Consider the following 23,408-nt stretch of genomic DNA (forward strand, 5'->3'; position numbering starts at 1 on the left):
TTCTGTTCTCTCTTACAAGTTTTAAGATAATGGGGCGGTATTAAGCCTGTATTAATAGAATGTTAAGAAATTGTAAAGACGGTCATTTTTATTGTTTCTTACTGTTGTGAAGCTGTAAAAACAAAGCTCTTGTCTAAGTAAGATCAACAGCGATTAAATAGAAATGAAAAAACCGCACCATGAATGAGATGGGTGCGGTTCATAGTTACGATTTTATTTGCTTTTTCGGCAAAGTAATGGTGAATGCCGTCCCTTTTCCTTCCTCGCTTTCTACTTGAATAGTGCCATGATGGGACTCCACTAAATGCTTTACAATGGCGAGACCAAGACCTGTTCCTCCAGACTGACGGGATCTTGCTTTATCCACGCGGTAAAAACGTTCAAAGATCCTAGGCAAATCTTGCTTGGAAATGCCGATTCCCGTATCTCTTATGACAATGTCCACTTCTTTTTCTCTTTCATGCAGTTCTATATCGATGTACCCGCCTTCAGGTGTGTAAGCCGCGGCATTCGTTAAAAGATTTAATATGATTTGCTGCAGACGATCTTTTTCCGCTTCGATCACGACTTCTTTATGATCCGGAAGACTCAGATGAAGCTGTTTTTTATGAATCGTCTCTTGGATGGTCTCCGCCGTCTCGTTAATAACCTGTGATACGTTGAGAGGCTCAGGCTTTAAAGGCAATCGTTGCTGCTCAATTTTGGATAAATCCAGAATGTCTGAAATTAAGCGATGCAGCCGGTCGCTTTCTTCGTAAATAATTTTTAAAAAAGAACGGCAAGTTTCTTCATCATACATGGCCCCGTCTAACAAAGTTTCCGCAAATCCTTTTAATGAAGTCACCGGTGTTTTTAATTCATGGGAAACATTGGCTACGAACTCGCTGCGGATTTTTTCGAGCCGGCGAATATCGGTAATATCATGAAGAACGGTTATGACTCCTTTTACTTCTTCATGATCGCCCACATATGGGGCAATATGCGCATCCAGTATCCTTTCTTTCGGATAATAAATATGCACTTCTTCATGAATGTGCACTCCTTCTTTTAATGAACGGTCTATCAGCTGGCTAAGACCAAAGTTTTTCCCCGCTTCGATATGAAGCTTTCCAATTAAATTTTCAGAAGAAGCACCGATAATTTTTTCCATCGCCCTGTTGACAAGAGTAATTCTTCCAGCAGGGTTAATGAGCATGACGCCGCTTACCATATTAGCCAATACCCCAGTCAGCCGCTGCTGGTTTTCACGGATTTCTTCCATCTGCTGCTTTAAACTGATGGCTAAGTCATTGATCGCATTCACGAGCTGTTTCAACTCGCCGCTCGCCTTTGTTTTCACTCTGCTGTCATAATCTTTTTCAATTAGGCGATTCGCAACTTGAATGCTCGCTTCAATCGGCCGTGTAAACCGTTTAGCCATTCTGAATCCGATGAATCCGGAAACCGTTAAGGTCATCACCATGGCCAAACCGAGACTGATCCATAGTTGATCGAGCGTGTGTTCAATTTTTTTTAAAGTAACGGAAATCCGTACAACGCCAATGGACTTTCCGTCTTTTTGGATCGGTTTCGCTATGTAAATCATGCTATAGCCAAGCGTCGGGCTGCGGCGAATAGATTCCCCATATGAACGATGTTCGCGAATCACTTCACGAAATTCGGGACGGTTTGAATGATTTTCCATTTTGCGAGGATCACGGTCGGAGTCTGCAAGCACTTTCCCATCTGCTCTAATAATCGTGATCCGCGGATCGTGATAAGAATAATAGTGGTGAATATAGTTTTGAAGCTCATTTGAATGTTGAAACATGGACTTGGTGTCAACCGTTTTGACAATGATATCAGCGGTCTGGGACAATTGGTTTCGGATCATATCCATGTAAGTATTTTTCATGATGTCCGCAATGACAAACCCAATCCCAAGGAGAACGGCCAACAAAAGCGCAAAAAAGGTTAAGAAGATTCTAAGCCAAAGTTTATTCATGTGGATGTCTTTCTCCTTTGTCCAATGAAAATTGCCTCTTTTTCTTGTTCTTTTTGTCTATTATAATGGGATCGAAAGAAAAATGATTCTTCATCTTGACCACCTTATCCATTTATGATTACCATTCATTGTATAATTCTTGGAGTCACATGTCACTAGGATATGGAAAAGCTCACAAAAATAGGGCTGATTTTCTTAAAGAAAACCAGCCCTATCGAAAACCGTCTATCGAAGCAAAAGCTTAGTTCACCATTTTTTGAGCTTCCAACAATTGGAATGTCCGTACTTTTCTAGGTAAAAAGCGTCGAATTTCATCTTCGTTGTATCCCACTTGAAGGCGCTTTTCATCCATAATAATCGGTCTTCTTAACAGACCAGGGTTAGCCTGGATCAATTCAAACAAATCTTGAAGCGGAAGAGCATCCAAATCAACGTTTAATTTTTGGAATATTTTCGAACGGGTAGAGATGATCTCATCCGTTCCATCTTCCGTCATTCTTAAAATACTTTTAATTTCTTCAATGGTGAGAGGTTCGGAAAAAATATTTCGTTCCGTATATGGAATATCATGCTTTTCCAACCATGCTTTTGCTTTTCGGCAAGATGTACAACTTGGTGAAGTGTATATTGTTACCATTCCTCAATCACACTCCTTAAATTTTAATAATACTTGCTTCATCTTGAGGAATATCAATAAATGAATATTTTAAAGATAAAATAATTTTGGAGCGAAGATACATTATGTATTATACACCATATTCAATATTTTTGATATAGATTTCCTAAAATTCTCTAAAATATTCTTTTTCTTTCCTTCCTCATTCATTATTGTCCAGTAAGATATACGGATGACAGACAGAATTCGATTCCTCTTTACTTCAGCCAGTCACATTTTCCAATCGAGTAGGAGAAGGTGGCGCGGTCCTAGTTGATTTCGTCCATCACTGGCGTTTACTCTTTTACATTTGGCAGAAATCCAGCAAAATCCATCTAAAGCTTAAAACAAATCTTACTATAAAAAGAAGTATCCCAATCGCTTTGGGATACCTTTTTTCCGCTTTTAAATCATGTTTTCAGTCGTGTTGGCGAGCTGCTTGGCGGTGGAGCGATCCGGATCAAGGCGTTTTTCAAGTTTTCTGGCCAAGATGGACAGCAAATAGTTGACGATGAAATACATAAATGCGGAAAGAAGCAGAATCGGGATAATGTATTTTGCGCCGCTTTCCCCGCTGTAGACGCCTTTTGCGTTGTGCAAAAGTTCCGGCAGCGAAATGATAATCGCAAGAGAAGTATCTTTTAACAGCGAGATGAACTGGCTCACAAGCGGCGGGATCATTTTTTTCAAAGCTTGCGGCAGGATGATATGCCACAGCGTTTGGATATAATTAAGGCCTGATGAACGGGCGGCTTCAATCTGCCCTTTTGGAATCGAGTTCAAGCCGCCGCGCACAATTTCGGCAATCATGGCCGATTCGAACACTGTCAAGGCTGCAATCGCCGCCATCGTAACACTCATTTTGATGCCGACTTCCGGCAAAGCAAAATATGTAAAGAAAATAATCAAAATCAGCGGCAAGTTCCGGATGACTTCCACTATAAGCGCAACCACACTCGATAAAACCGGAATTTTTGTGTAACGCAAAATGCCGAGTACGCAGCCGAAGATGAAGCTTAAAATAATGGACACAACGGCAACTTTCAATGTCACCGCAAAGCCTTGCAGTAAATAAGCCAAATTTTCGCCTGAATAAGCTCCGGCAAAGTCCATAACGTTCCCCTCCTTGTATCGTTCCAAATGATTTGTTTATGCGTCGTTATTCGCTTCTTGCCAACCGGCGTTCCAGGTAGTTGACCAGCAAGCTGAGCGGAATGGTCAGGACCAGATAAAACATGCCGACAAAAATATACGTATCAAACGTAATCCACGTTTTTTCGTGGATGATATCGGCGTAGTACATAAGGTCGAGCCCTGCAAAAACCCCAAGAATGGAAGAGTTTTTAACCAAGTTCAGGAATTGGTTGCCGATCGGCGGGATTACGATTTTGATCGCTTGAGGCAAAATAATATAACGCATCGCCTGGATGTAAGTCAGGCCTGTGGAACGCGCAGCTTCAAGCTGTCCCCTATCGACCGATTGGATGCCGGCACGCACGGCTTCTGCAATAAAGGCGGCTGTGTAGATGGAAAGCGCAATGGTCCCTGCGATAAATCCGCTTAAGTTAATATGGAAATAACTGAGCCCGTTGTAGAAAAAGAAACCGATCAGAATTAACGGAATGTTGCGGACTACTTCCACGTAGAAGGCGCCGATAAAATTCAGCAGCTTGACAGGGGCCAGCCGGAAAACGGCAATGATGTTGCCAAGAATGAAACTGGCAATCAGGCCGATAATGCTGATTTTAATCGTATTGACGAAGCCCTGCATGTATAAATCGAGATAGTCGGTGAGGATCGAAAAATCGAGCATACCTGTTTCACTCCTTTACGGTTCAATCGAGTAGGAGGGAGCGATTAACTCCCGTCCTCTCACACCACCGTACGTACGGTTCCGTATACGGCGGTTCAATTAAGATAATTGACGCAAGTCTTTATAACTTCCGTGAATAGCTGTTCTCTTTATGCCAGTGGTCACTCCACCCTCCAAGAGGTCTCCCACGGGATTCACCGCTTCCTCCCTCAAGTGAGGTACTACGTTTTCTGTGTTCATCATGACTCACTGAATACCAAGGGCTATTCTCTCTTAATTGTTCGGTCCTTCTTAGTTGTTCTAGACCAACTAATACTATGACCTCTGCTGACTTCTGACGGTTCAGCTACTTATCACTAAGTAGGTTATGAAGAGTACTTCACATATCCGCCAGACCTCCCCGGGTAAGTACATGCACTTTCACACCATCTATCCGCCTCATTTACTCGATATGACCTTCGACAGAAAGAGCTTTGTTTTGTTATGCAAACTCACTCAATCATACCTAGCCTTATATGAGGTTCGTGTTCCTCGGACCGGTGTTTTGCCTCCAGCTTCCTTCAGATTCCGCGTCACCACGGACACCCTTGCTCTTGGCTAACCTCTACTTCTGTCTTCGGGGTTCGGGACTTACACCCTATAGTTCATGTACATGCCGGGCGCACATCAGTGGAAAGGGATGGGCGAATTTGCCCACCCCTTTCTGGATTATTGTTCTTTGATCCATTTATTTTTGATTTTGTCATATTCTCCGCTGTCTTTCAGTTCTTTTAAAGCCTTGTTTACAGCTTTCACGAGTTTCGTATTCCCTTTTTTCATCGCAATGCCATACGGCTCATTCGTAAATGTACCGCCAACGACCTGATAATCCGGATCTTGAGCAGCCATGCCATAAAGAATCGAATTGTCGGTTGTCAGCGCATCGCCTTTTCCGGATTTCAAAGCTGTGAATGCTTCCTGGTAGTTTTCAAACTCGAGCACTTGCGTATCCGGTGCGGCTTTCTTGACGTTGTCTCCGGACGTCGCACCTTTTACCGTCAATACTTTTGTCCCTTTTTTCAAATCTTTGACGCTATGAATCTTGCTGCCTTTTTTCACAAGGAGCGATTGACCGGCGTCAAAGTAGACATCCGAGAAATCGACGACTTTTTTGCGGTCCGGCGTGATCGTCATAGTGGCGACGACCATATCTACATCACCGTTTTGCAACATCGGAATCCGTGTTTTGGACGTGACTTCCTTGAGTTCCACTTTTACCTTATCGCCGAAAATTTTCTTAGAAATCGCTTTAGCAATATCAATATCAAAACCTTCCACTTTTCCGGTTTTCGGATCTTTGTAGCCAAATAAATATGTATCATATTTGACTCCGACAACCACTTTCCCCTTGTCTTTGATTTGCTGGATCGGATCATCGCTGCTGCCGCTCGTCGTTTTTGACTTGCCGCAGCCCGCCATCAAAGCGGCCGCTAAAACAAAAATCAAGCCCACTGTAAACCATTTTTTCATCTTTCTCATTCTAATCCCCCTCTATATATATTTAATGATTGAGAACACGGTTCAAAAAGGTGCGCGCCCGTTCCGCACGCGGGTTTTTGAAAAATTCTTCCGGCGTGTTGTCTTCGATGATCCTCCCCTGGTCCATGAAGATGACGCGGTCTGCTACTTCACGGGCGAATCCCATTTCATGCGTGACGACCACCATTGTCATGCCGTCTTTTGCCAACGACTTCATAACATCGAGCACTTCCCCGATCATTTCCGGGTCAAGCGCGGAAGTCGGTTCGTCAAACAGCATAATGCTCGGCTCCATCGCCAGCCCGCGGGCAATGGCCACACGCTGCTGCTGGCCGCCCGATAATTGCGATGGGTACGAATTCGCTTTATCCGGGATGCCCACTCTTTCCAGGTAATGCATAGCCCTTTTCTCTGCTTCCTCTTTGCCCATGCCGAGCACTTTAATCGGCGCAAGAGTAATATTTTGCAAAACTGTTTTATGCGGATACAAATTGAAATGTTGGAAGACCATGCCGATATTTTTTCGCAATTCGTTGATGTCAGTTTTTTTGTCATTTACTTTAAGATTTCTAACGAGAAGTTCGCCATCCGTAATCTCTTCCAAACGATTGATGCAGCGGAGCATCGTGCTTTTCCCCGATCCGGAAGGACCGATCACCACGACAACTTCTCCTTCATTGATTTCAAGATTAATATCTTTTAAAACATGAAAATTTCCGTAATATTTGTTCACATGTCGGAACGAGATCACATCAACACCTCCTTTGTTGTATTCCTTTCTCGATGAAGTCTTCCATCATTTAAGAACATTGCACTACTCTATTTTAGAGTATATCAATTTATTAAAATAATATCAATATTTCTTTAATTTAGATTTATCTGTTTATTGAAATCGCTTTATTATGTCTATTTGTTCAAACATATTCGGAAATAGCTGCAATAAAACTTTTTAAAAAAAATTACTCTGTTCATTTTTCATACTGAAATAAGAAGGAAAAGCGACGGATTTCGAGATAATCCGACTATGTCCTGTAATATAACATAGCTCAAAGATAAAAAGCTCCAAATTGCTCGGAGCCAAGTGATGTTGATTTTTATTTTGACAGACATCAAGAAAGAATCCAAACCATCGGGATGCCGAAAGAGCCTGCTCCCACAAAAGAATGATTCTCAAAAAATGAAATGAACCAATATGGAAACAGATAAATGGATCTTGGACAACAGGAGCTACGAATTTAAAACGTGCGCTTGTACATTAGGTACAAACATAATCAGGATGAAGTGTAATGTCCTTTTATTCCCCGCTGATAATGTATACGATGATGAAAAACGGGTAATCCGTATTCTTTCAATCAGAAGTTTGCCGTCCTCTTCCGTAGGATTTCGCCTCAATGTACGCACTTCCGTTAGGCTATCTCGGACTGCTGCCTTCTTAATTGGAACTTTAGACTTATACATGTGTGCAAATAAAACACGATCCCCTGAAAAAGGATCGTGTTTCCTCATATAAAGAATATCGCTTTTCGCAAACGTTCTTACGATGTACCATTCCAGTCTTTTGAATGCAAAATTACTCGTTTAGACTGTTTTTATACTGATGCCACTCTTTTTCTGAACAATAGACAAAATGTCCGGGAGTCACTTCCCGCATTTCCAATTGATCATCAGGTCCGTATTGGTGGACGCTCGGATCATACAAAATTCTTTTTCGCGAACGTTCACTTTCAGGATCCGGCGGCGGGATGGCTGAGAGAAGGGATTGGGTGTAAGGATGAAGAGGATTCCGATACAGTTCCTCGCTTGGTGCCAGTTCCACTAATTTGCCAAAATACATCACACCAATTCGATCGCTGATATATTTCACCATGGACAAATCATGAGCGATGAATAAATACGTCAGCCCTTTTTCTTTTTGCAATTTTTTTAGTAAGTTGACTACTTGTGCTTGAATGGAAACATCCAACGCAGAAATCGGTTCATCCGCAATAATAAATTCCGGTTCCACTGCAAGAGCGCGTGCAATTCCAATTCTTTGCCGCTGTCCGCCTGAAAATTCATGAGGATATCGGTCTGCATGATCTTTTTTTAATCCAACTGTTTCCAGTAATTTATATACTTTTTCCATTCGTTCTTCTTTGGATTTCGCTAATCCGTGAATATCGATGCCTTCCGCGATGATATCAGCGACTTTCATCCGTGGATTCAGGGATGCATAAGGATCTTGGAAAATCATTTGCATTTTCCGATTGAATTCTTTTAATTCCTTTTTCGATTTTCTGCCGTGTACATCTTTTCCTTGAAATAAAACCTTACCGCCTGTCGCTTCATATAGACGAATGATCGTTCTTCCTGTCGTTGATTTTCCGCATCCCGACTCTCCAACAAGGCCAAGCGTTTCTCCTTTATAGATATCGAACGATATATCATCTACCGCTTTTACCATGTTCGGTTTACCTTCGTTAAAATAAAGTTTCAAGTTTTGGATTTCCAATAATTTTTCTGTCATCTTCCTACACCCCCTTCACGAGCAACGGTTCCTTATAATTGCCTGGCATCAAGCGGATACGCTGTTTCACGATTTCAGGCGGCTCCACTTTCGGTGCTTCCGGATGAAGCAGCCACGATTTCACTAGATGGGTATCCGAAACCTTATAAACAGGCGGTTCATATTCAAAATCAATTTTCAAAGCATATTCGCTTCTTAAAGCGAAAGCATCGCCTTTAGGTGGACGAAGCAAGTCCGGGGGAGTACCGGGGATCGCTTTTAATTCCTCATTCTGATCGATCTCCATGCTCGGCATCGAAGCAAGAAGCCCCCATGTATACGGATGTCTTGGATCATAAAATATTTCGTCCACTGTTCCAATTTCGACAATTTGCCCGCCGTACATGACCGCGACACGATCCGCTACATTGGCGACCACTCCTAAATCATGGGTAATGAAAATGATGGAAGTCTCCATTTTTTGTTGTAAATCTTTCATCAATTCTAAAATTTGTGCCTGGATGGTCACATCTAAAGCCGTCGTTGGTTCATCGGCAATGAGAATTTTCGGATTGCATGCAAGCGCAATGGCAATCACAATTCGCTGTCTTTGTCCGCCTGAAAATTGATGAGGGTATTGCTTAAAGCGCGCTTCCGGTTGAGGCAAACCAACCAAATGCAGAAGCTCAATCGCCTTTTTTTTCGCTTCTACTTTTGACAGTTTTCGATGTTTTCTTAAAGGTTCCATAATTTGTTTTCCGATGGTCATCGTCGGATTCAGCGATGTCATCGGATCTTGAAAAATCATCGAAATTTCTTTTCCCCTGATTTGGTCCATTTCCGAATCCGATAATTTCGTCAGATCTTTTCCGGCGAATAAAATTTCTCCTTCTTTAATCGAACCAGACGAGCTGGGAATTAAACGCATAATGGCCTTAGTGGTCACCGATTTTCCCGACCCGGATTCTCCCACGATGGCCAGCGTTTCTCCTTTTTTTAATTCAAAATCCACCCCCCGAACAGCCTGAACCTCTCCTGCATGCGTATCGAAGGAAACATGTAAATTTTTAACTTCGAGTATATTTTCCATTTCGATTCTCCTCTTTCTTCTTACTTACGCATCTTCGGGTCTAACGCATCACGCAATCCATCTGCCAATAAGTTAAAGCTTAAGATCAACAAGCTGATGATGACAGATGGAATGATGAGCATATAAGGATTCGTTTGCAAGGATTTGAATCCGTCGTTCACCAATGAGCCGAGTGAAGCTTCCGGCGGCCGAATCCCCAAGCCGATAAAACTTAAAAACGCCTCGGTGAAAATGGCATTCGGAACCGTAAACATAGTGGTAATAACAATTTGGCCCACGATGTTGGGAATCAAGTGTTTGATTATCAATCTCTTATTGGAAGCACCCAGCGTTCGGGAAGCGAGAACAAATTCTTGGTTTTTCAATTTCAATATTTGTCCGCGGACAATTCTCGCCATATTCACCCAGCCGGTAATGACCATCGCCAATGTGATCGACATAATTCCCGGCTGGATCACGAGGATAAAGAGAATGACAATAATTAATTGCGGAATTCCCATCAACACTTCGCTGATCCGCTGCATAATATCATCCACTTTTCCTCCATAAAAACCAGAGATGCCTCCATATAAAACGCCAATCAGCAAATCGATGGCCGCAGCTAAAATACCGATGTAAATCGAAATGCGGGTTCCATACCAAGTTCTTGTCCATAAATCCCGTCCCAGTTCATCCGTACCGAACCAATAATATTCTTTTACATTTTTGGCTTTGTACATATCAAATCCGTCTTGATCCTTTCCGTTGAACGGCAGCCACGAAATTTTTTCCAATCCAGGAATTTTAGGCGGAAGTTTCGCATGAGCGACATTTTGTTCTTTATACGTGTGTCCGGACAGGCTAGGCCCAATGATCGCCATCACTGAAATCAAAATGATCAAAATTAAACCGACAACAGCTCCTTTATTTCCTTTCAGTCGAATCCAGGCATCTTGCCAATTATTCAAGCTTGGACGTTCGATAGTTTCTAATTGTTCCTCTTTTCTTTCAACAGGAACAAACAGTTCGTCTGAGAGATGATTCAAGTCCGGCAAACGATCAGCATTCATGATTTCTTCCCTCCTGTCAAACGGATACGCGGATCAATCACTCCGTACAAAATATCCACAACAAAAACCATAAAAATAAACAGAGCGCTGTAAAACAAGGTAGTCCCCATAATCATGCCGAAGTCATTCGTCATAATCGAACGGACAAATTGATCCCCAAGACCAGGAATTCCGAAAATATTTTCAATAACTAAAGATCCGGTTATAATGTTCACAATCATTGGACCAAGCAACGTGATAATGGGGATAAGCGCGTTTCGCAGCGCATGCTTCAAAATAATATCCCGCTTTCCAACCCCTTTTGCGCGGGCAAGCATAATATAATCTGATGATAAAATCTCCAAAAGCTCCGTTCTCATAAAACGGGCTACGGTGGCAATAACGGGTACGGACAGAGCAAGCGACGGCAACACCGTGTACTTGAACCCGCCCCAATCCGCTACCGGAAAGATCGGAAACTTCACCGCCAAAAAGTATTGGAGAAATCCCGCAAAAACAAAAGAAGGAATGGAAATCCCCAGAACGGCAATAGTGGTAGCTCCATAATCCACGATCGTGTTATACTTTAAGGCTGCGATGATTCCAAGCAAAATGCCGACAATGGTGCCAAACACGACAGCCTGAAACCCTAAAACGGCGGAAGGACCAATCCGTTCTGCAATCATCGTCGACACCGGACGGTTATTATATTGGAATGACACTCCTAAATCTCCTTTTACTAAGTTCCCCATATAGCGAACGTATTGAACGGGGAGCGGATCATTTAATCCATATTTTTCCAGAATGATTTTTTGTTGGTCCGGTGAAAGTTTTTCTTGATTATGCAACGGAGAGCCAGGCAGAAGCTTCATAAGAAAAAACGTGACCGTTGCAATCACAAACATCGTCACAAGCATATAAACAATACGCCTGATGGTATATCTTAACATCCGATAACCTCCATTCTCTTTTCGTTACGACAAAACTCAACAATTTTTTGTCAATTTATTATATTCAGAACAATTTTCTCCACTAGGGAAAAAGGAGAGCATATGCTCTTAAGCACACACCCTCCTTTTTCAAGGCCAGCTTCATTCCTCTACTGAATCGATACCCACTTGTAAGATAGTTCAGGTCCTACTTTATGTTTCAACAATCCTTTTACATACGGACGCTGCAATACTGCTCTTCCTCTTTGATAAACAGGAGCGATGGCTGCATCTTGATCCAAAAGGATTTTTTCTGCTTTTAGCATCGCTTCCCAACGTTTTTCCGGCTGCAGAGCATAAGTCGTTTTGGCTTCTTGGACAAGCTTGTCATATTCAGGATTAGAATAATGCATTTCATTGTTTCCGCCGTCGGTTACAAACATATCGATGAACGTCATCGGATCGGCATAGTCTGGTCCCCAGCCGGCAAGCGAGAAATCATAATTCATTTTGGCTTCAAGGTCAAGTTTTTGTTTGAACGGCTGTTGTTTAATATTAACCGTTAATCCTTTTAAGTTCTTTTCCAGCTGTTCTTTTAAATATTCGCCTGCTTTTCTGGACAAGTCATCGTCATAATTTAACAGTTCTAAAGTGATTTTGTCTTTGCCCAACGCTTTTTTCGCTTTTGCCCAATATTTTTTCGCTTCTTTTACGTTGTACGTATTAAAGTTTCCATTCTCATCTCGGAAATATTTTCCGTTTGGCCCCTTGACAAATTCTGCCGGAACAAAATAATCAGCAGGGATAGATCCGTTATTTAAAACGACTTTGGTAAATTGATTTTTATCAAAAGCCATGCTGATGGCCTTGCGGGCATCCACATTTTTCAATACAGGATTTTGTTCATTGAAGCGCAGGAAGAAAACAGTTGCTTCTTTTTCATATTTCAAATCTTTGTCATTTTTATACTTATCAACAAATTCAGAATCGAGATTGACGCGGTCAGTGGCATTGCTTTCATACAAGTTCACTCCAGTTTGCGTATCTTTGATGACTTTCACATTAACTTCTTTCAGTTTTACAGAATCTTTATCCCAATAATTCGGATTTTTCTTCATTTGCCATTTGTCGTCATGCTTCCAAGAAGACAGAACAAACGGGCCGTTGTAAACAGTGGTATCAGCTTCTAAACCGTAGTTCTTGCCTTGTTCTTTGACAAATTTTTCGTCTTGAGGCAAGAATGTTCCAAACGTTAGAAGATTTTTAAAGTATGGTATTGGCGTCTCAAGCTGCACTTGAAGCGTTTTATCATCCAGCGCTTTTACTCCCAATTGTTCCGGCTTCATTTTTCCTTCATTGATCGCTTGTGCATTTTTGATGTCATACATTATGTATGCATATTGAGAGGCAGTCTTCGGATCCACTACTTTTCTCCATGCATATACGAAATCGCCGGCTGTTACCGGGTCTCCATTGGACCATTTCGCATCGCGTAGTTTAAATGTCCATGTTTTTCCATCTTTGCTGACTTGCGGTTCCCCTTCCGCTATTCCTTCTACAGGTTCATCGTTTTTTCCTAAACGATAAAGCCCTTCCATTACATTATTTAAAGCAGTAAAGGAAACAACATCAGTTGCTAACGCAGAATCCATCGTCGGTATTTCCTGCGTTTCAACCAGATTTAATACTTGATCTTTTTTGGCATTGTCCCCGTTTTTGCCGCCATCGCCGGATTTACTGCCGCTGCATGCAGTCAACACCGTGCCAAGAGCAAGCAAGAGAACGAGAAAAAGAGAGAACTTCTTTTTCATAGGGAATTTGACCTCCTTTTATGATAGTATCTTCCTATTTTTTCGAAAGATTTGATAATTATTATAATCTATTTTAACTTTTTTGCAATAACTAATTTTTTTATATTTCGATACACAATCTTATTAGTATATTACTGTAGATGAGCAAATTCGCTAACATAAATTTACAACCAAACAAAAAAAGAGACATGAACCCGATTCCTTGATTAGAATAGATGTGTCACCAAAACTATTCACAAGGAGGTTCATGTCTCATGAATAGATTAGCACATCATCAAGGAATCCACAAGTTTTTCACGATGTTGGGGTTGGCACTTTATTTTTCAAAACCTGTCATGAAGCATCTCGTTCATATCGTGGATGCGCTGACCACCAAAGGATTTGCGGGAACATTGACCGATCTTCATCATTGGAGCTTTCATCCGAACCACCGCACGACACTCAGCCATTTTTTCACGAAAAGCCCTTGGGATGAAGAGACGCTGCTTCGCAAACTTCAACAGTGGATGCTTCGTCGTGTCGAACGCATCGCCAAACAGGAGAATCAACCCCTTTTTGTTTCGATCGATGATACGATTTGCCAAAAAACCACGCCTTCGTCACAGGCAACGCACGCCATTCAAGGGTGTGATTGGCACTATTCTCACACAGAGAAAAAGTCGATCTGGGGACATTCTCTCGTTTGGCTCATGGTTCATACGATGACCCAGGCTTTTCCCTTTGCGTTCCGCCTCTACGACAAGGCGGCTGGGAAAAGCAAGGGGGAACTCGCGATCGAGATGCTTTCTTCTTTGGATGTACACCGTCCTGTTTATGTGCTGATGGACTCTTGGTATCCATCGCAAACGCTCGTGGAAGCTTGTCTGAAAAAGGGATTCCACGTAATCGCAATGCTCAAGGCCAATCGGCTTCTTTATCCAAAAGGCATTGCGGTTCAGGTGAGGGAGTTTGCCCGCTACATCGAACCGAAAGACACTCACCTCGTCACGGTGGGAGAAGAGCGTTATCGGGTTTATCGCTACGAAGGCTCTCTCAAAGGTCTCGATGATGCCGTGGTGCTGCTCGCTTGGAAAGCCGATCAGCCGATGACATCGGAACATCTTCACTGCGTCTTGAGCACCGACCGGGATCTAAGCGATGAAGAGATCTTGCGCTACTATGCCCAGCGTTGGTCGATCGAATGTTTTTTCCGTCAAGCGAAAGACCAGCTGAAACTCGATGGATACCGCGTTCGCGGACGTCGGGCGGTGAAACGCTACTGGATCTTGGTGCAGCTTGCTTACGTGTACAGCATGTTCGAGTCGAACAGCGATTTTTCTGATGGGCTCGATCTTCTGCGCAAGAGAAAAGGACATAGCCTCGTGGAGTTCATTTACCGTGCAGCGAAACAAAATATTCCCATTGATACCGTGAAAAAACAGCTCCACGTGGCATAAGGGGTACCCTGTTTGTCTCTTTTACATGGTAATTATTGTAATTAAAATTGCTCAACTACAGTATATTAATTAAATAATGATTAAACAGAATTCCTTCTTTAAATTAAAATGGTAACGCTTTAATATGTTTCCTTAGTTTAAACTTTTAAATTGATTTTCTATTCATGATATGGATGTATTTTTCTAAAATAATATGAGGATCATTTCATGAAAATAATGGATTTTAAAGTGGACCGATCATTGTCTGTCGTTTTCATCACAAGTATACTTAAAGGTAGAAACGGCGATTGCAACCTGCAAAAGATTGTTACGATATCATAGGGAGCGTTGTTCATGAAGACGGTTTTTATTTTATTCTTTGTTAACATATTGATTTCTGCCTTGTATTCTTTGATAGATCCGCAATCTTTTTTTACTAGCTTTGTCAACGCCACGTTTTTGATCGGTCTCTTTTTCTTGACGATCGGTCTCTTTCTTTTCGTTTATGGTGGAGGTTTTTTTGACGGAATCATGAATAGCTTTAAACAAATAAGAAAAATGTCCAAAGAAGGCCAGTATGTTTCACAATTTGACCCAGTCGATCAAACGGTAGTTTCACGTTTAGATGCTGGCAAAAGAAAAATTCGTTTCACGAATCCATTGATCATCACAGGCAGTTTTTTTGTGGTTTTAGATTTGATGATTGCCTTTCTCTTTTCCCCTTGAGCCGCTTGAATCCTTGTTAAAAATTCGTTATAATCAGGAACACACATAATTGAAGCGATGAGAAAGAAGAGTACAGCCGATAACCGGTTTTCCAGAGAGTTTGTGGTCGGTGGAAACAAACAATTGGACGGCTGGAATGGACTTTCGAGCTCCCTTTGCGAACGGCTTCAAGCTTAGTAGTGAAGAGGCGCATTCCGTTGCGTTAAAAGGATTCCATGTGAATGGAAACAAAGTGGCTCCATGCGAGCAACTTAGGGTGGCACCGCGGAACAACCATTCGTCCCTAATCTTTACGGACGAATGGTTTTTTTATGGATCAAAAAATTTTAGGATGTATGATGGAGGTAGAAAATGATGAAAACAATTTTTTCGGGTATTCAGCCTAGCGGAACGATTACGCTGGGAAACTATATTGGGGCAATGAAGCAATTTGTTGAACTGCAAGACGAGTACAACTGTTATTTTTGCATAGTGGATGAGCATGCCATTACTGTTCCGCAAGATCGTCTTGAGCTTCGCAAAAACATCCGCAGTTTAGCGGCATTGTACTTGGCGGTCGGTCTTGATCCGGAAAAGGTGACTCTTTTCATTCAATCCGAAGTTCCTGCCCATACGGAAGCCGGTTGGATTCTTCAATGTATTTCTTATATCGGCGAATTGGAGCGTATGACACAATTTAAGGATAAATCAGCCGGCAAAGAAGCGGTTTCCGCCGGTCTTCTCACATACCCTCCATTAATGGCAGCCGACATTTTATTGTATAATACCGATTTAGTGCCTGTGGGAGAAGATCAAAAACAACATATCGAATTAACGCGAGATTTGGCGGAACGATTTAATAAAAAGTACAACGATATTTTTACCATTCCGGAAATCCGCTTGCCGAAAGCCGGAGCACGTGTCATGTCTCTCCAAGATCCTACGAAAAAAATGAGCAAATCCGATCCGAATTCAAAAGCGTTTATCACATTGCTTGACGAACCAAAACTCATCGAGAAAAAAATCAAAAGCGCCGTTACCGATTCCGAAGGGGTTATCCGCTATGATCGGGAGGCCAAGCCCGGAGTTTCCAATCTGTTGTCGATTTATTCCGTTCTCGGAAATATTTCCATCAAAGAGTTGGAAGAAAAATACGCCGGTAAAGGGTATGGAGAATTTAAACAAGATTTGGCGGAATTAATTATCGAAGAGCTAAAGCCGATTCAACAACGTTATGCTGAACTCATCGATTCTGAAGAACTGGATGAAATTCTCGACCGCGGTGCAGAAAAAGCAAACTATGTGGCCAATAAAATGCTGCAAAAAATGAAAAATGCCATGGGACTCGGAAGAAAAAGAAGAAGATAAAAAATCCGGCCGCGGGACTCATCCCGCGGCCGGTGTTTTTCATGAAAGATTCAAAAAAATAGCAGAAAGATGGCACTCATCTTCCGTCTGGAATAACCTTTTGCTCCTGCAAAGCCTCGTCGTTTAATTCACTTTCGAAGAACGATTTTCCATTTCCCACAGTTTTTCAAAAAAGGCTTGTCCCCGAATAATATTTTCGCAAAGCTGCATATGTTTTTCGGTCCAGCCTACTTTCGTTTCTTCATAGAGAGCGTTCCATGCTTCATCGAAATTCATTTCTTGAATTTGCGCATATTTTTCCGGCGCCCATTCTGTATACCAATAGCGAATTTCCGCTGTATTTTTGGAAGACTGAAGTTGATCAAGAGCCATAAACAAAAGTTGTTTCAGCTGTCTTTCTTTCCTGGTCAGTCCGAACATTTGATCCGGAAGAGGAGAAAGAATATGATGTTCTTTCTCTTTATGAGCTAATTCCCATTCGAAGTTTGCTTCTTCTTCATTTTCAATCATTTCGTATACTAATTGTTCCTGACGGGGAATCAAACGGCTTTTTCGAATCGGGATGGTGTAGCCCATAGTATCAACAGCCAAAATACCGGCTCCGTCTGTTACAACGAATGCATAATCCAACTGGATGCGTTCATGGTTTTTTCTTAAATAGGCTTTTTGATAGACTTCATTTAATAAGTCTTTCGGCAAATCAGACATATCATTTTCAATAAAGTGGTATAATAGCTTATTTACTTTCAAAAGAGGCACCTGGTCTAATAATTCAATAGCGTCCTCTTTCCTCCATTCATGAAACGGACAGACATTATATCCGTTTTCCTCACCTTCAAACCAATTTACCCAGACATCATGCAAGTACAACATGTAGAGTCCCCCTTACATCTTCTTCATTTGTCACACAGTATGGGCAAAAGAAAGTTAAATTATTCCTGTAGGGGGATGTTTTTGAATGTGTTCTTATTTTTTCTTCTTTGGCTGTGGATAGTAAATGGAAAGACTGATGATGATCAATCCGAGTACAAACAAATAACAATTCCCTTTTTTCGCAAGAAATTTCACGTATTCAACAAACGTCAGCCCTGCAGCCATTAAATTCACATACAAGATTATGCTGACCCCGCCGGCCACCGATAATCCGAATCCGAAAAGCCAAAAAAAGATTCTCCCCACCTTTTTCCATCCTCGCCGCCATTTTCTCTCTGTTGGCTTGTCCAACGTTTTTGATTCATGTATATTCCTGAAATCCCGTTATTATGCGAAAGCGATATTCCCTCGACATGCTTTCTTTTTTCAAAATCAAATTTTCACATTCATAAATGTGATCAACGAATTTCCGTTGCGTTAAAACCGTTTAGACATTTTTCAACCTTACTGAAAACAAAAAATCCCCCTTTATATGGGGAGATGGAAACAGGTGATCATTGATTCCATTCTTTCAAAAAAGTTTCGGCAGGCAGAGCAAGCATTTCCTTTGTCCCTTTCTTCCATTTTTTTGCACATTCCTCAACAATGGCAAATCCCGTCGCATACCCAAGCATAGACGGCAGCATGCCTTTCCCATATAAAATTCGATCATGAACAGGATTTTGTTTGGACAGCATGAGGTGATCTTGTACATAAGAACGCCACCATTTTTTTATATCAGCCGACGTATATTGTTTGCACCAAGAGGGATTCCATTTTTCTCCTACATATTCCTTCACGGCAAACTCCGCCAGTCCTTCAAACAAAATGGAATCTAAAAGTCGATACTCTTCCTCTCTTTTTTCCAATTTTTCCATACGAGCACAATGATGATATTCATGAACAAACACGGCTTCCCATTGTTCTTTGTCAATGTCGGGAGATAAAAACAAAAACATCTTGTCGCCTAGAGCCAGACCCGATTTGTTCGGTCTGTCTCCAAAAAGGGAAAAATTAGATTGAACAGGAAACAAATAAATGCCGATATCGGGACCATTCCAAAGCTGTTTATATTTTAAAAAAAGACGTTCCATTTCCTTCCAAGCTTTTTTCTGTACAAGACCCTCAAAAGTGGATCTTGTTCGTTTGGAAGGCGCAAACATGCCGTGCTGCTGTAAATAGCGATAAAACGAAATCGCTTCCCGTTCTGAGATTCCGTCGATCTTGCTCGTCCATTCGAGTGTCTCGTCCCAATGACTCATTAGCCATTCTTTCGTATTGTATACACCCATGAAAGGCATCCTCCCTTTTTATGTATTTATATTTATGTTCAAAACCATTCAAAAGACACAAAAAAGCAAGGCCACTAAGCCCTTGCTTTCCAAAATGATTCAGGGAGGATCGCTCTCTTATCTATGTTTTTCTTCACAAGGTTAGCGAAAACGAAATCGTCTCATTTTGGTTTCAGTTATTGGCTAAATTAAAAAAGGACAGAACGGAAAAACACGTTCTGTCCTTTTGGAGGGTTTCCATCATCTTATCCTACACATTCAAAATGAATCGTTTAAGACATAAACCCATTACTGTTCATATTTTTTAAAAACAATCGTGGCATTATGTCCGCCAAATCCGAATGAATTACTGATGGCTGCGCGAACCGTTTGTTTTCTTGCTTCATGTGGAACGTAGTCGAGATCGCAATCCGGATCTTTTGTTTCCAAATTGATAGTCGGCGGCATGATATCATTTTTTATTGAAAGGACGGTGATGATAGCTTCCACGCCCCCGGCCGCACCAAGCAAATGCCCTGTCATGGACTTAGTGGAGCTAACAGCTAGACGGTATGCATGTTCACCAAAAACCGTTTTAATGGCCGCCGTTTCAAATTTATCATTGTACGGCGTGCTTGTTCCATGGGCATTAATGTAATCAATATCTTCCGGTTTTAAACCGGCATCCTGGAGCGCCTTTTTCATAGCCCGCGCTCCTCCTTCTCCTCCCGGAGCAGGAGCTGTAATATGATAAGCGTCGCCTGTCATGCCATAACCAACGATTTCAGCATAAATTCGCGCTCCTCTTTTTAATGCATGTTCCAGTTCCTCCAAAACAATAATTCCTGCACCTTCCCCTATGACAAAACCATCGCGATTTGCATCAAAGGGGCGGCTGGCCGTTTTTGGATCCGGATTTGTAGAAAGAGCAGTATTGGCGCTGAAACCAGCAATACTCATACGAGTGATAGGAGCTTCTGTACCGCCCGTCACCATCACATCGGCATCTCCGCGCTGAATCGCTTTAAAAGCGTCACCGATAGAGTTTGTGCCGGTTGCACAAGCTGTCACCGTACAGGAATTAATTCCTTTGGCACCAAGTAGAATAGAAACTTGGCCGGCTGCCATATCAGGAATCATCATCGGAACAAAGAACGGGCTGACTCGGCGGTAACCTCTTTTTTGGAATGTTTCAAACTGCTGTTCAAATGTTTCCATGCCGCCGATGCCGGAGCCGATCCACACTCCCACTCGTTCTGCATTTGATTCATCAATGACTAGATCAGCATCTTTTACAGCTTGAATGGCAGCAGCTACGGCATACTGAGTAAAGCGGTCCATTTTTCTTGCTTCTTTTCGTTCTAAATAGTCTTCCGGATTAAAATCGTTTATTTCAGCTGCTACTTTAGCAGGAAATTCATCAGGATTCACTCTTGTCAGAGGCTTAATCCCGCTTACTCCGTTTATGATATTTTCCCAAGAAGTTTCAACATTTAATCCAACAGGTGTAACCGCACCAAGCCCGGTTACAACAACACGTCTTTTCTCCATTACCCCATCTCCTTTACGAGTTCAAGAAGATTTATTTTTACCGTCCCCATCTTAGAAGAACAGCTCCCCATGTCAGACCACCTCCAAATCCTACCATCACGATAACCTGATCATCTTTTATTTTACCAGCTTCCAGTTCTTCCACAAGCGAAATTGGAATAGAGGCAGCAGAAGTATTTCCGTATTTATGAACGGTTTTCGACATTTTTTCAACAGGAAGCTCCAAGCGTTGGCGAGCAGATTCCATAATCCGGATATTGGCTTGATGAGGAATTAGAAAATCGACATCTTCTTTAGAAAGTCCCGCTTTTTCTATCACACGAATACAGGATTCTCCCATTTGTCGAACCGCAAACTTGAACACTTCCCGACCGTTCATATGAATATATCGGTCTTGGTACAAATATTTCCCGCCGGATCCATCCGCACCGAGATCAAAAGCGAGAATTCCTCTTCCTTCAGAAACAGGTCCTACTACGGCTGCCCCAGCTCCATCGCCAAATAGTACAGCTGTATTCCGATCGCTCCAGTCAGTGATTTTCGAAAGTTTTTCAACCCCCACCACTAACACGTAACGGTAAGTACCTGAAACGATAAATTGTTGGGCGGTTGCCAGCCCGTACATAAAACCAGCACAAGCAGCACTAATATCCATCGCCGCCGCATTGGTTGCCCCCAATCGATCTTGGAGCATGCATGCGACCGTTGGAAAGGGCTGATCCGGAGTGACAGTAGCCACTAAAATTAAGTCTATTTCTTTTGGAGAAATTCCGGCATGTTCAATGGCGTTTTTCGCAGCTTCAAACGCCATATCGGATGTATCCATATCGTCTCCGGCAATTCTCCGTTCTTCAATTCCCGTTCTCGTACGGATCCATTCATCAGACGTATCCATGATTTTTTCTAAATCTGTATTTTTTACAACCTTTTCTGGTACGTAGCGACCAACTCCAATAATTCCTGCGTTCAACACGCTTCCCTTCCTTCTTAAAACTTTGTTCAACGAGCGCTCATTGCGAAAAATACGCTTTGAGTGCCTATTGACTTATAGAAAGTGGTATAAGCACATATTATTACCTGGTACTAATCTTAACAAAAATACTTTTGTCTTGCAAACTTTTTTCCTCAACCCACTATATCTATAGGACTCTATCCATTCCATTTTGATTGAGACACATAAACTAAAAGGTAGAAGGAAAGGGGGTAGCTGACTTATGAGCACGGAAGAGGAAGAGAAGCAAAAAACCAATATACACCCTTTTGACAAACTGATGTTTGGCCGACATGAACGCAATGGCGAAAAAAAATCGGAGAACAAAAAAGATGAGACGGATCTGGAAAACGTTGAATTTATGGAATTGATGAATCAAATAGATATATTGATGTCCTCTTTTGGGCATTTTAAACCGCTTTTGAATAAAGTCACGCCGTTATTGGAAAAATGGATCAAAAAATAAAAAAACTTTTCATTCGTCCAACAGGAAGATGAAATGGATGGACTTTCAATACTTGCGGCAAAAAAGCGGTCTATGATTTAGGGGAGAACCCTATTATCATAGGATTCCCCCCTTTTCCATTCCTATTCTTTTAAGGCTTCTTTTTTCCCTAGTTCATATGCTTCGTTCATCACTTTCAAAAACAGATCCATAAAAGGCTGAATCAACTCCATGGAAAGTTTGATTCCCGCTTCCTTTAATTTTTCTTGCGCCTCAGGTAAGTATTTCATGGCCATTTGCACGAATTCCATATTTTTTTGTTCATTCATTTAAATGCCTCCCTTATCACTTTTGCTTGGCAGCTTTCCTGTTTTGGTATAAATGGCGATATCGCGATTCAACCGGTCTCGGAATGGTTTATCAACCACGGGACTCCATTTACCCATCGTAATGACACCGTCTTGAAAATCAAAATACAAATTTCCAGGAGGAAGCTTTCCTTCTGCAAAACGCGCGGCGGCTACTTCATAAAGTTTATCAACATGCTGTACAGTACTTGTAAGCACCGTATACTTTCCTAAATCCGATTGGTCAGACACATAGCCAATGGCATATAATCCTTTTTCTTTCAATTTTTGAATAACCGGGACACTGTAGCGGTCGCCGGCCGGATACACGACATCCGCCCCTTTGTCAATCAGCCCATCCAGCAAATGAAGCGCCTGATCTGTGTCATCCCAATTTCCGACATATTGTTTAAACACTTGAACGTCAGGATTTTCATATGTGGCGCCATCCACAAACCCTTTGATCTCCGGCTGCCATTTATAGGTAGCAAGAACAGCGATCTTTTTTGTTTTCGTTTCATGGGCGGCCGTCATTCCTCCAAAAAATCCCATAGCATAACCTTCAAACTTGAGGCTTGTCGTATTTTTGCACTTGGCATTCCCATTAAAACTGACAAAATGGATATTTGGAAATTTAGAGGCTATTTGATTAAAGTCTTCTGCATATTCACTCCCATGTCCAAAAATTAAATTAACCCCTTTATGCGAAAATTCCTCTACTGCTTTTTCCGTCAGCACTTTTGAGTTCATCCATTCTTTGTAATAAACATCCACACCGAAACGGTTTTGAATGCGAAGCATACCACTGTATCCCTTTGTACCCCATACTTGATCATTTATGGTTTCCGGTACCAGTATTCCAACTTTTTGAAGATGTCCTTTATCATCTTCTTTCTTGCAAGAAGATAGCAAAGCAAATAAGATCATCACTATAATTACAACTGCGACTTTTTTTGCCATTTCGAGAACTCCCTCTTTCCAAACCCTCACTTCAGGTAAAAGCTGTTAAAGCACAAAATATGCGTTGATGCTCTAACATGTTAAAGGGAGTACGTGTATAAAAAGAGAAAAATCCATAAAGCACGCCCCC

The 23,408-nt window shown here is 41.8% G+C and carries 22 protein-coding genes and 1 other annotated feature; of the genes, 4 read left to right on the top strand and 18 right to left on the bottom strand.

Annotated elements, in window-relative coordinates; genetic code table 11:
- Positions 1–205: 205 nt before the first annotated feature.
- The 11 genes from pnpS to N1I86_RS04060 form a co-directional block, all read right to left on the bottom strand.
- Positions 206–1,984, bottom strand: coding sequence for a two-component system histidine kinase PnpS (gene pnpS / locus N1I86_RS04010; protein WP_341095074.1), 1,779 nt, complete (start codon positions 1,982–1,984; stop codon positions 206–208).
- A gap of 241 nt (positions 1,985–2,225) precedes the next feature.
- Positions 2,226–2,621, bottom strand: a complete 396-nt coding sequence (gene spxA, locus N1I86_RS04015; protein ID WP_003353672.1) for a transcriptional regulator SpxA — start codon at positions 2,619–2,621, stop codon at positions 2,226–2,228.
- Positions 2,622–3,044: 423 nt separating this feature from the next.
- Positions 3,045–3,752, bottom strand: a complete 708-nt coding sequence (locus N1I86_RS04020; protein WP_270584388.1) for an amino acid ABC transporter permease — start codon at positions 3,750–3,752, stop codon at positions 3,045–3,047.
- 46 nt (positions 3,753–3,798) lie between these two features.
- Positions 3,799–4,452 carry an amino acid ABC transporter permease gene (locus tag N1I86_RS04025; protein ID WP_003353675.1) on the bottom strand — a complete coding sequence of 218 codons (654 nt, stop codon included), beginning with the start codon at positions 4,450–4,452 and terminating at the stop codon, positions 3,799–3,801.
- A gap of 708 nt (positions 4,453–5,160) precedes the next feature.
- Positions 5,161–5,970, bottom strand: a complete 810-nt coding sequence (locus N1I86_RS04030; protein ID WP_270584590.1) for a glutamate ABC transporter substrate-binding protein — start codon at positions 5,968–5,970, stop codon at positions 5,161–5,163.
- A gap of 22 nt (positions 5,971–5,992) precedes the next feature.
- Positions 5,993–6,721 (bottom strand): amino acid ABC transporter ATP-binding protein, encoded by a 729-nt coding sequence (locus tag N1I86_RS04035; protein ID WP_003353677.1) that lies wholly within the window; start codon positions 6,719–6,721, stop codon positions 5,993–5,995.
- Between the two features lie 819 nt (positions 6,722–7,540).
- Positions 7,541–8,476: an ABC transporter ATP-binding protein gene (locus tag N1I86_RS04040; RefSeq protein ID WP_341095077.1), complete on the bottom strand. Its 936-nt coding sequence runs from the start codon at positions 8,474–8,476 to the stop codon at positions 7,541–7,543.
- Between the two features lie 4 nt (positions 8,477–8,480).
- Positions 8,481–9,545, bottom strand: a complete 1,065-nt coding sequence (locus N1I86_RS04045) for an ABC transporter ATP-binding protein (RefSeq protein WP_341095079.1) — start codon at positions 9,543–9,545, stop codon at positions 8,481–8,483.
- A 20-nt stretch (positions 9,546–9,565) separates the two neighbouring features.
- Complete coding sequence (gene opp3C, locus N1I86_RS04050; protein ID WP_340396373.1) at positions 9,566–10,594, bottom strand: oligopeptide ABC transporter permease; 1,029 nt, start codon at positions 10,592–10,594, stop codon at positions 9,566–9,568.
- Positions 10,591–11,523, bottom strand: a complete 933-nt coding sequence (gene opp3b, locus N1I86_RS04055) for an oligopeptide ABC transporter permease (protein ID WP_003353683.1) — start codon at positions 11,521–11,523, stop codon at positions 10,591–10,593. Before opp3b ends, opp3C begins: the two co-directional genes overlap by 4 nt.
- Positions 11,524–11,672: 149 nt before the next feature.
- Positions 11,673–13,313, bottom strand: a complete 1,641-nt coding sequence (locus N1I86_RS04060; RefSeq protein ID WP_003353684.1) for a peptide ABC transporter substrate-binding protein — start codon at positions 13,311–13,313, stop codon at positions 11,673–11,675.
- Between the two features lie 254 nt (positions 13,314–13,567).
- On the opposite strand from N1I86_RS04060, the gene N1I86_RS04065 reads away from it, so the two are divergent.
- From N1I86_RS04065 to trpS, 3 genes are all read left to right on the top strand, one after another.
- Positions 13,568–14,749: an IS701 family transposase gene (locus N1I86_RS04065; RefSeq protein ID WP_341094502.1), complete on the top strand. Its 1,182-nt coding sequence runs from the start codon at positions 13,568–13,570 to the stop codon at positions 14,747–14,749.
- A 333-nt stretch (positions 14,750–15,082) separates the two neighbouring features.
- Positions 15,083–15,454, top strand: coding sequence for a DUF3899 domain-containing protein (locus N1I86_RS04070; RefSeq protein WP_003353685.1), 372 nt, complete (start codon positions 15,083–15,085; stop codon positions 15,452–15,454).
- A 48-nt stretch (positions 15,455–15,502) separates the two neighbouring features.
- Positions 15,503–15,742 (top strand) — a binding site (T-box leader).
- A gap of 63 nt (positions 15,743–15,805) precedes the next feature.
- On the top strand, positions 15,806–16,801 hold the full coding sequence (gene trpS, locus N1I86_RS04075) for a tryptophan--tRNA ligase (protein WP_156179217.1): 996 nt from the start codon (positions 15,806–15,808) through the stop codon (positions 16,799–16,801).
- A 123-nt stretch (positions 16,802–16,924) separates the two neighbouring features.
- Here the strand turns inward: trpS and N1I86_RS04080 are convergent, their stop codons facing one another.
- The 5 genes from N1I86_RS04080 to N1I86_RS04100 form a co-directional block, all read right to left on the bottom strand.
- Positions 16,925–17,674, bottom strand: coding sequence for a YjbA family protein (locus N1I86_RS04080; RefSeq protein ID WP_341095083.1), 750 nt, complete (start codon positions 17,672–17,674; stop codon positions 16,925–16,927).
- Positions 17,675–17,767: 93 nt separating this feature from the next.
- Complete coding sequence (locus N1I86_RS04085) at positions 17,768–17,980, bottom strand: hypothetical protein (protein WP_003353688.1); 213 nt, start codon at positions 17,978–17,980, stop codon at positions 17,768–17,770.
- A gap of 248 nt (positions 17,981–18,228) precedes the next feature.
- A complete protein-coding gene (locus tag N1I86_RS04090) occupies positions 18,229–19,005 on the bottom strand; it encodes a DUF2268 domain-containing protein (RefSeq protein ID WP_341095085.1) in 777 nt (258 codons plus the stop codon).
- Positions 19,006–19,293: 288 nt separating this feature from the next.
- Positions 19,294–20,535: a beta-ketoacyl-ACP synthase II gene (gene fabF, locus N1I86_RS04095; protein ID WP_003353693.1), complete on the bottom strand. Its 1,242-nt coding sequence runs from the start codon at positions 20,533–20,535 to the stop codon at positions 19,294–19,296.
- A gap of 37 nt (positions 20,536–20,572) precedes the next feature.
- Complete coding sequence (locus tag N1I86_RS04100; protein WP_040341178.1) at positions 20,573–21,505, bottom strand: beta-ketoacyl-ACP synthase III; 933 nt, start codon at positions 21,503–21,505, stop codon at positions 20,573–20,575.
- 244 nt (positions 21,506–21,749) lie between these two features.
- Here N1I86_RS04100 and N1I86_RS04105 point away from each other — a divergent pair, with 244 nt between their 5' ends.
- Complete coding sequence (locus tag N1I86_RS04105; RefSeq protein WP_003353695.1) at positions 21,750–21,992, top strand: hypothetical protein; 243 nt, start codon at positions 21,750–21,752, stop codon at positions 21,990–21,992.
- Between the two features lie 122 nt (positions 21,993–22,114).
- Here the strand turns inward: N1I86_RS04105 and N1I86_RS04110 are convergent, their stop codons facing one another.
- Positions 22,115–22,300: a ComZ family protein gene (locus N1I86_RS04110; protein ID WP_003353696.1), complete on the bottom strand. Its 186-nt coding sequence runs from the start codon at positions 22,298–22,300 to the stop codon at positions 22,115–22,117.
- Positions 22,301–23,278: a BMP family ABC transporter substrate-binding protein gene (locus N1I86_RS04115; RefSeq protein ID WP_003353697.1), complete on the bottom strand. Its 978-nt coding sequence runs from the start codon at positions 23,276–23,278 to the stop codon at positions 22,301–22,303.
- Between the last annotated feature and the right edge of the window lie 130 nt (positions 23,279–23,408).

Origin of the sequence: Bacillus sp. FSL W8-0116 (assembly GCF_038003825.1) — a bacterium.
GTDB classification, from domain to species: Bacteria; Bacillota; Bacilli; order Bacillales; family DSM-4216; genus Bacillus_O; species Bacillus_O smithii.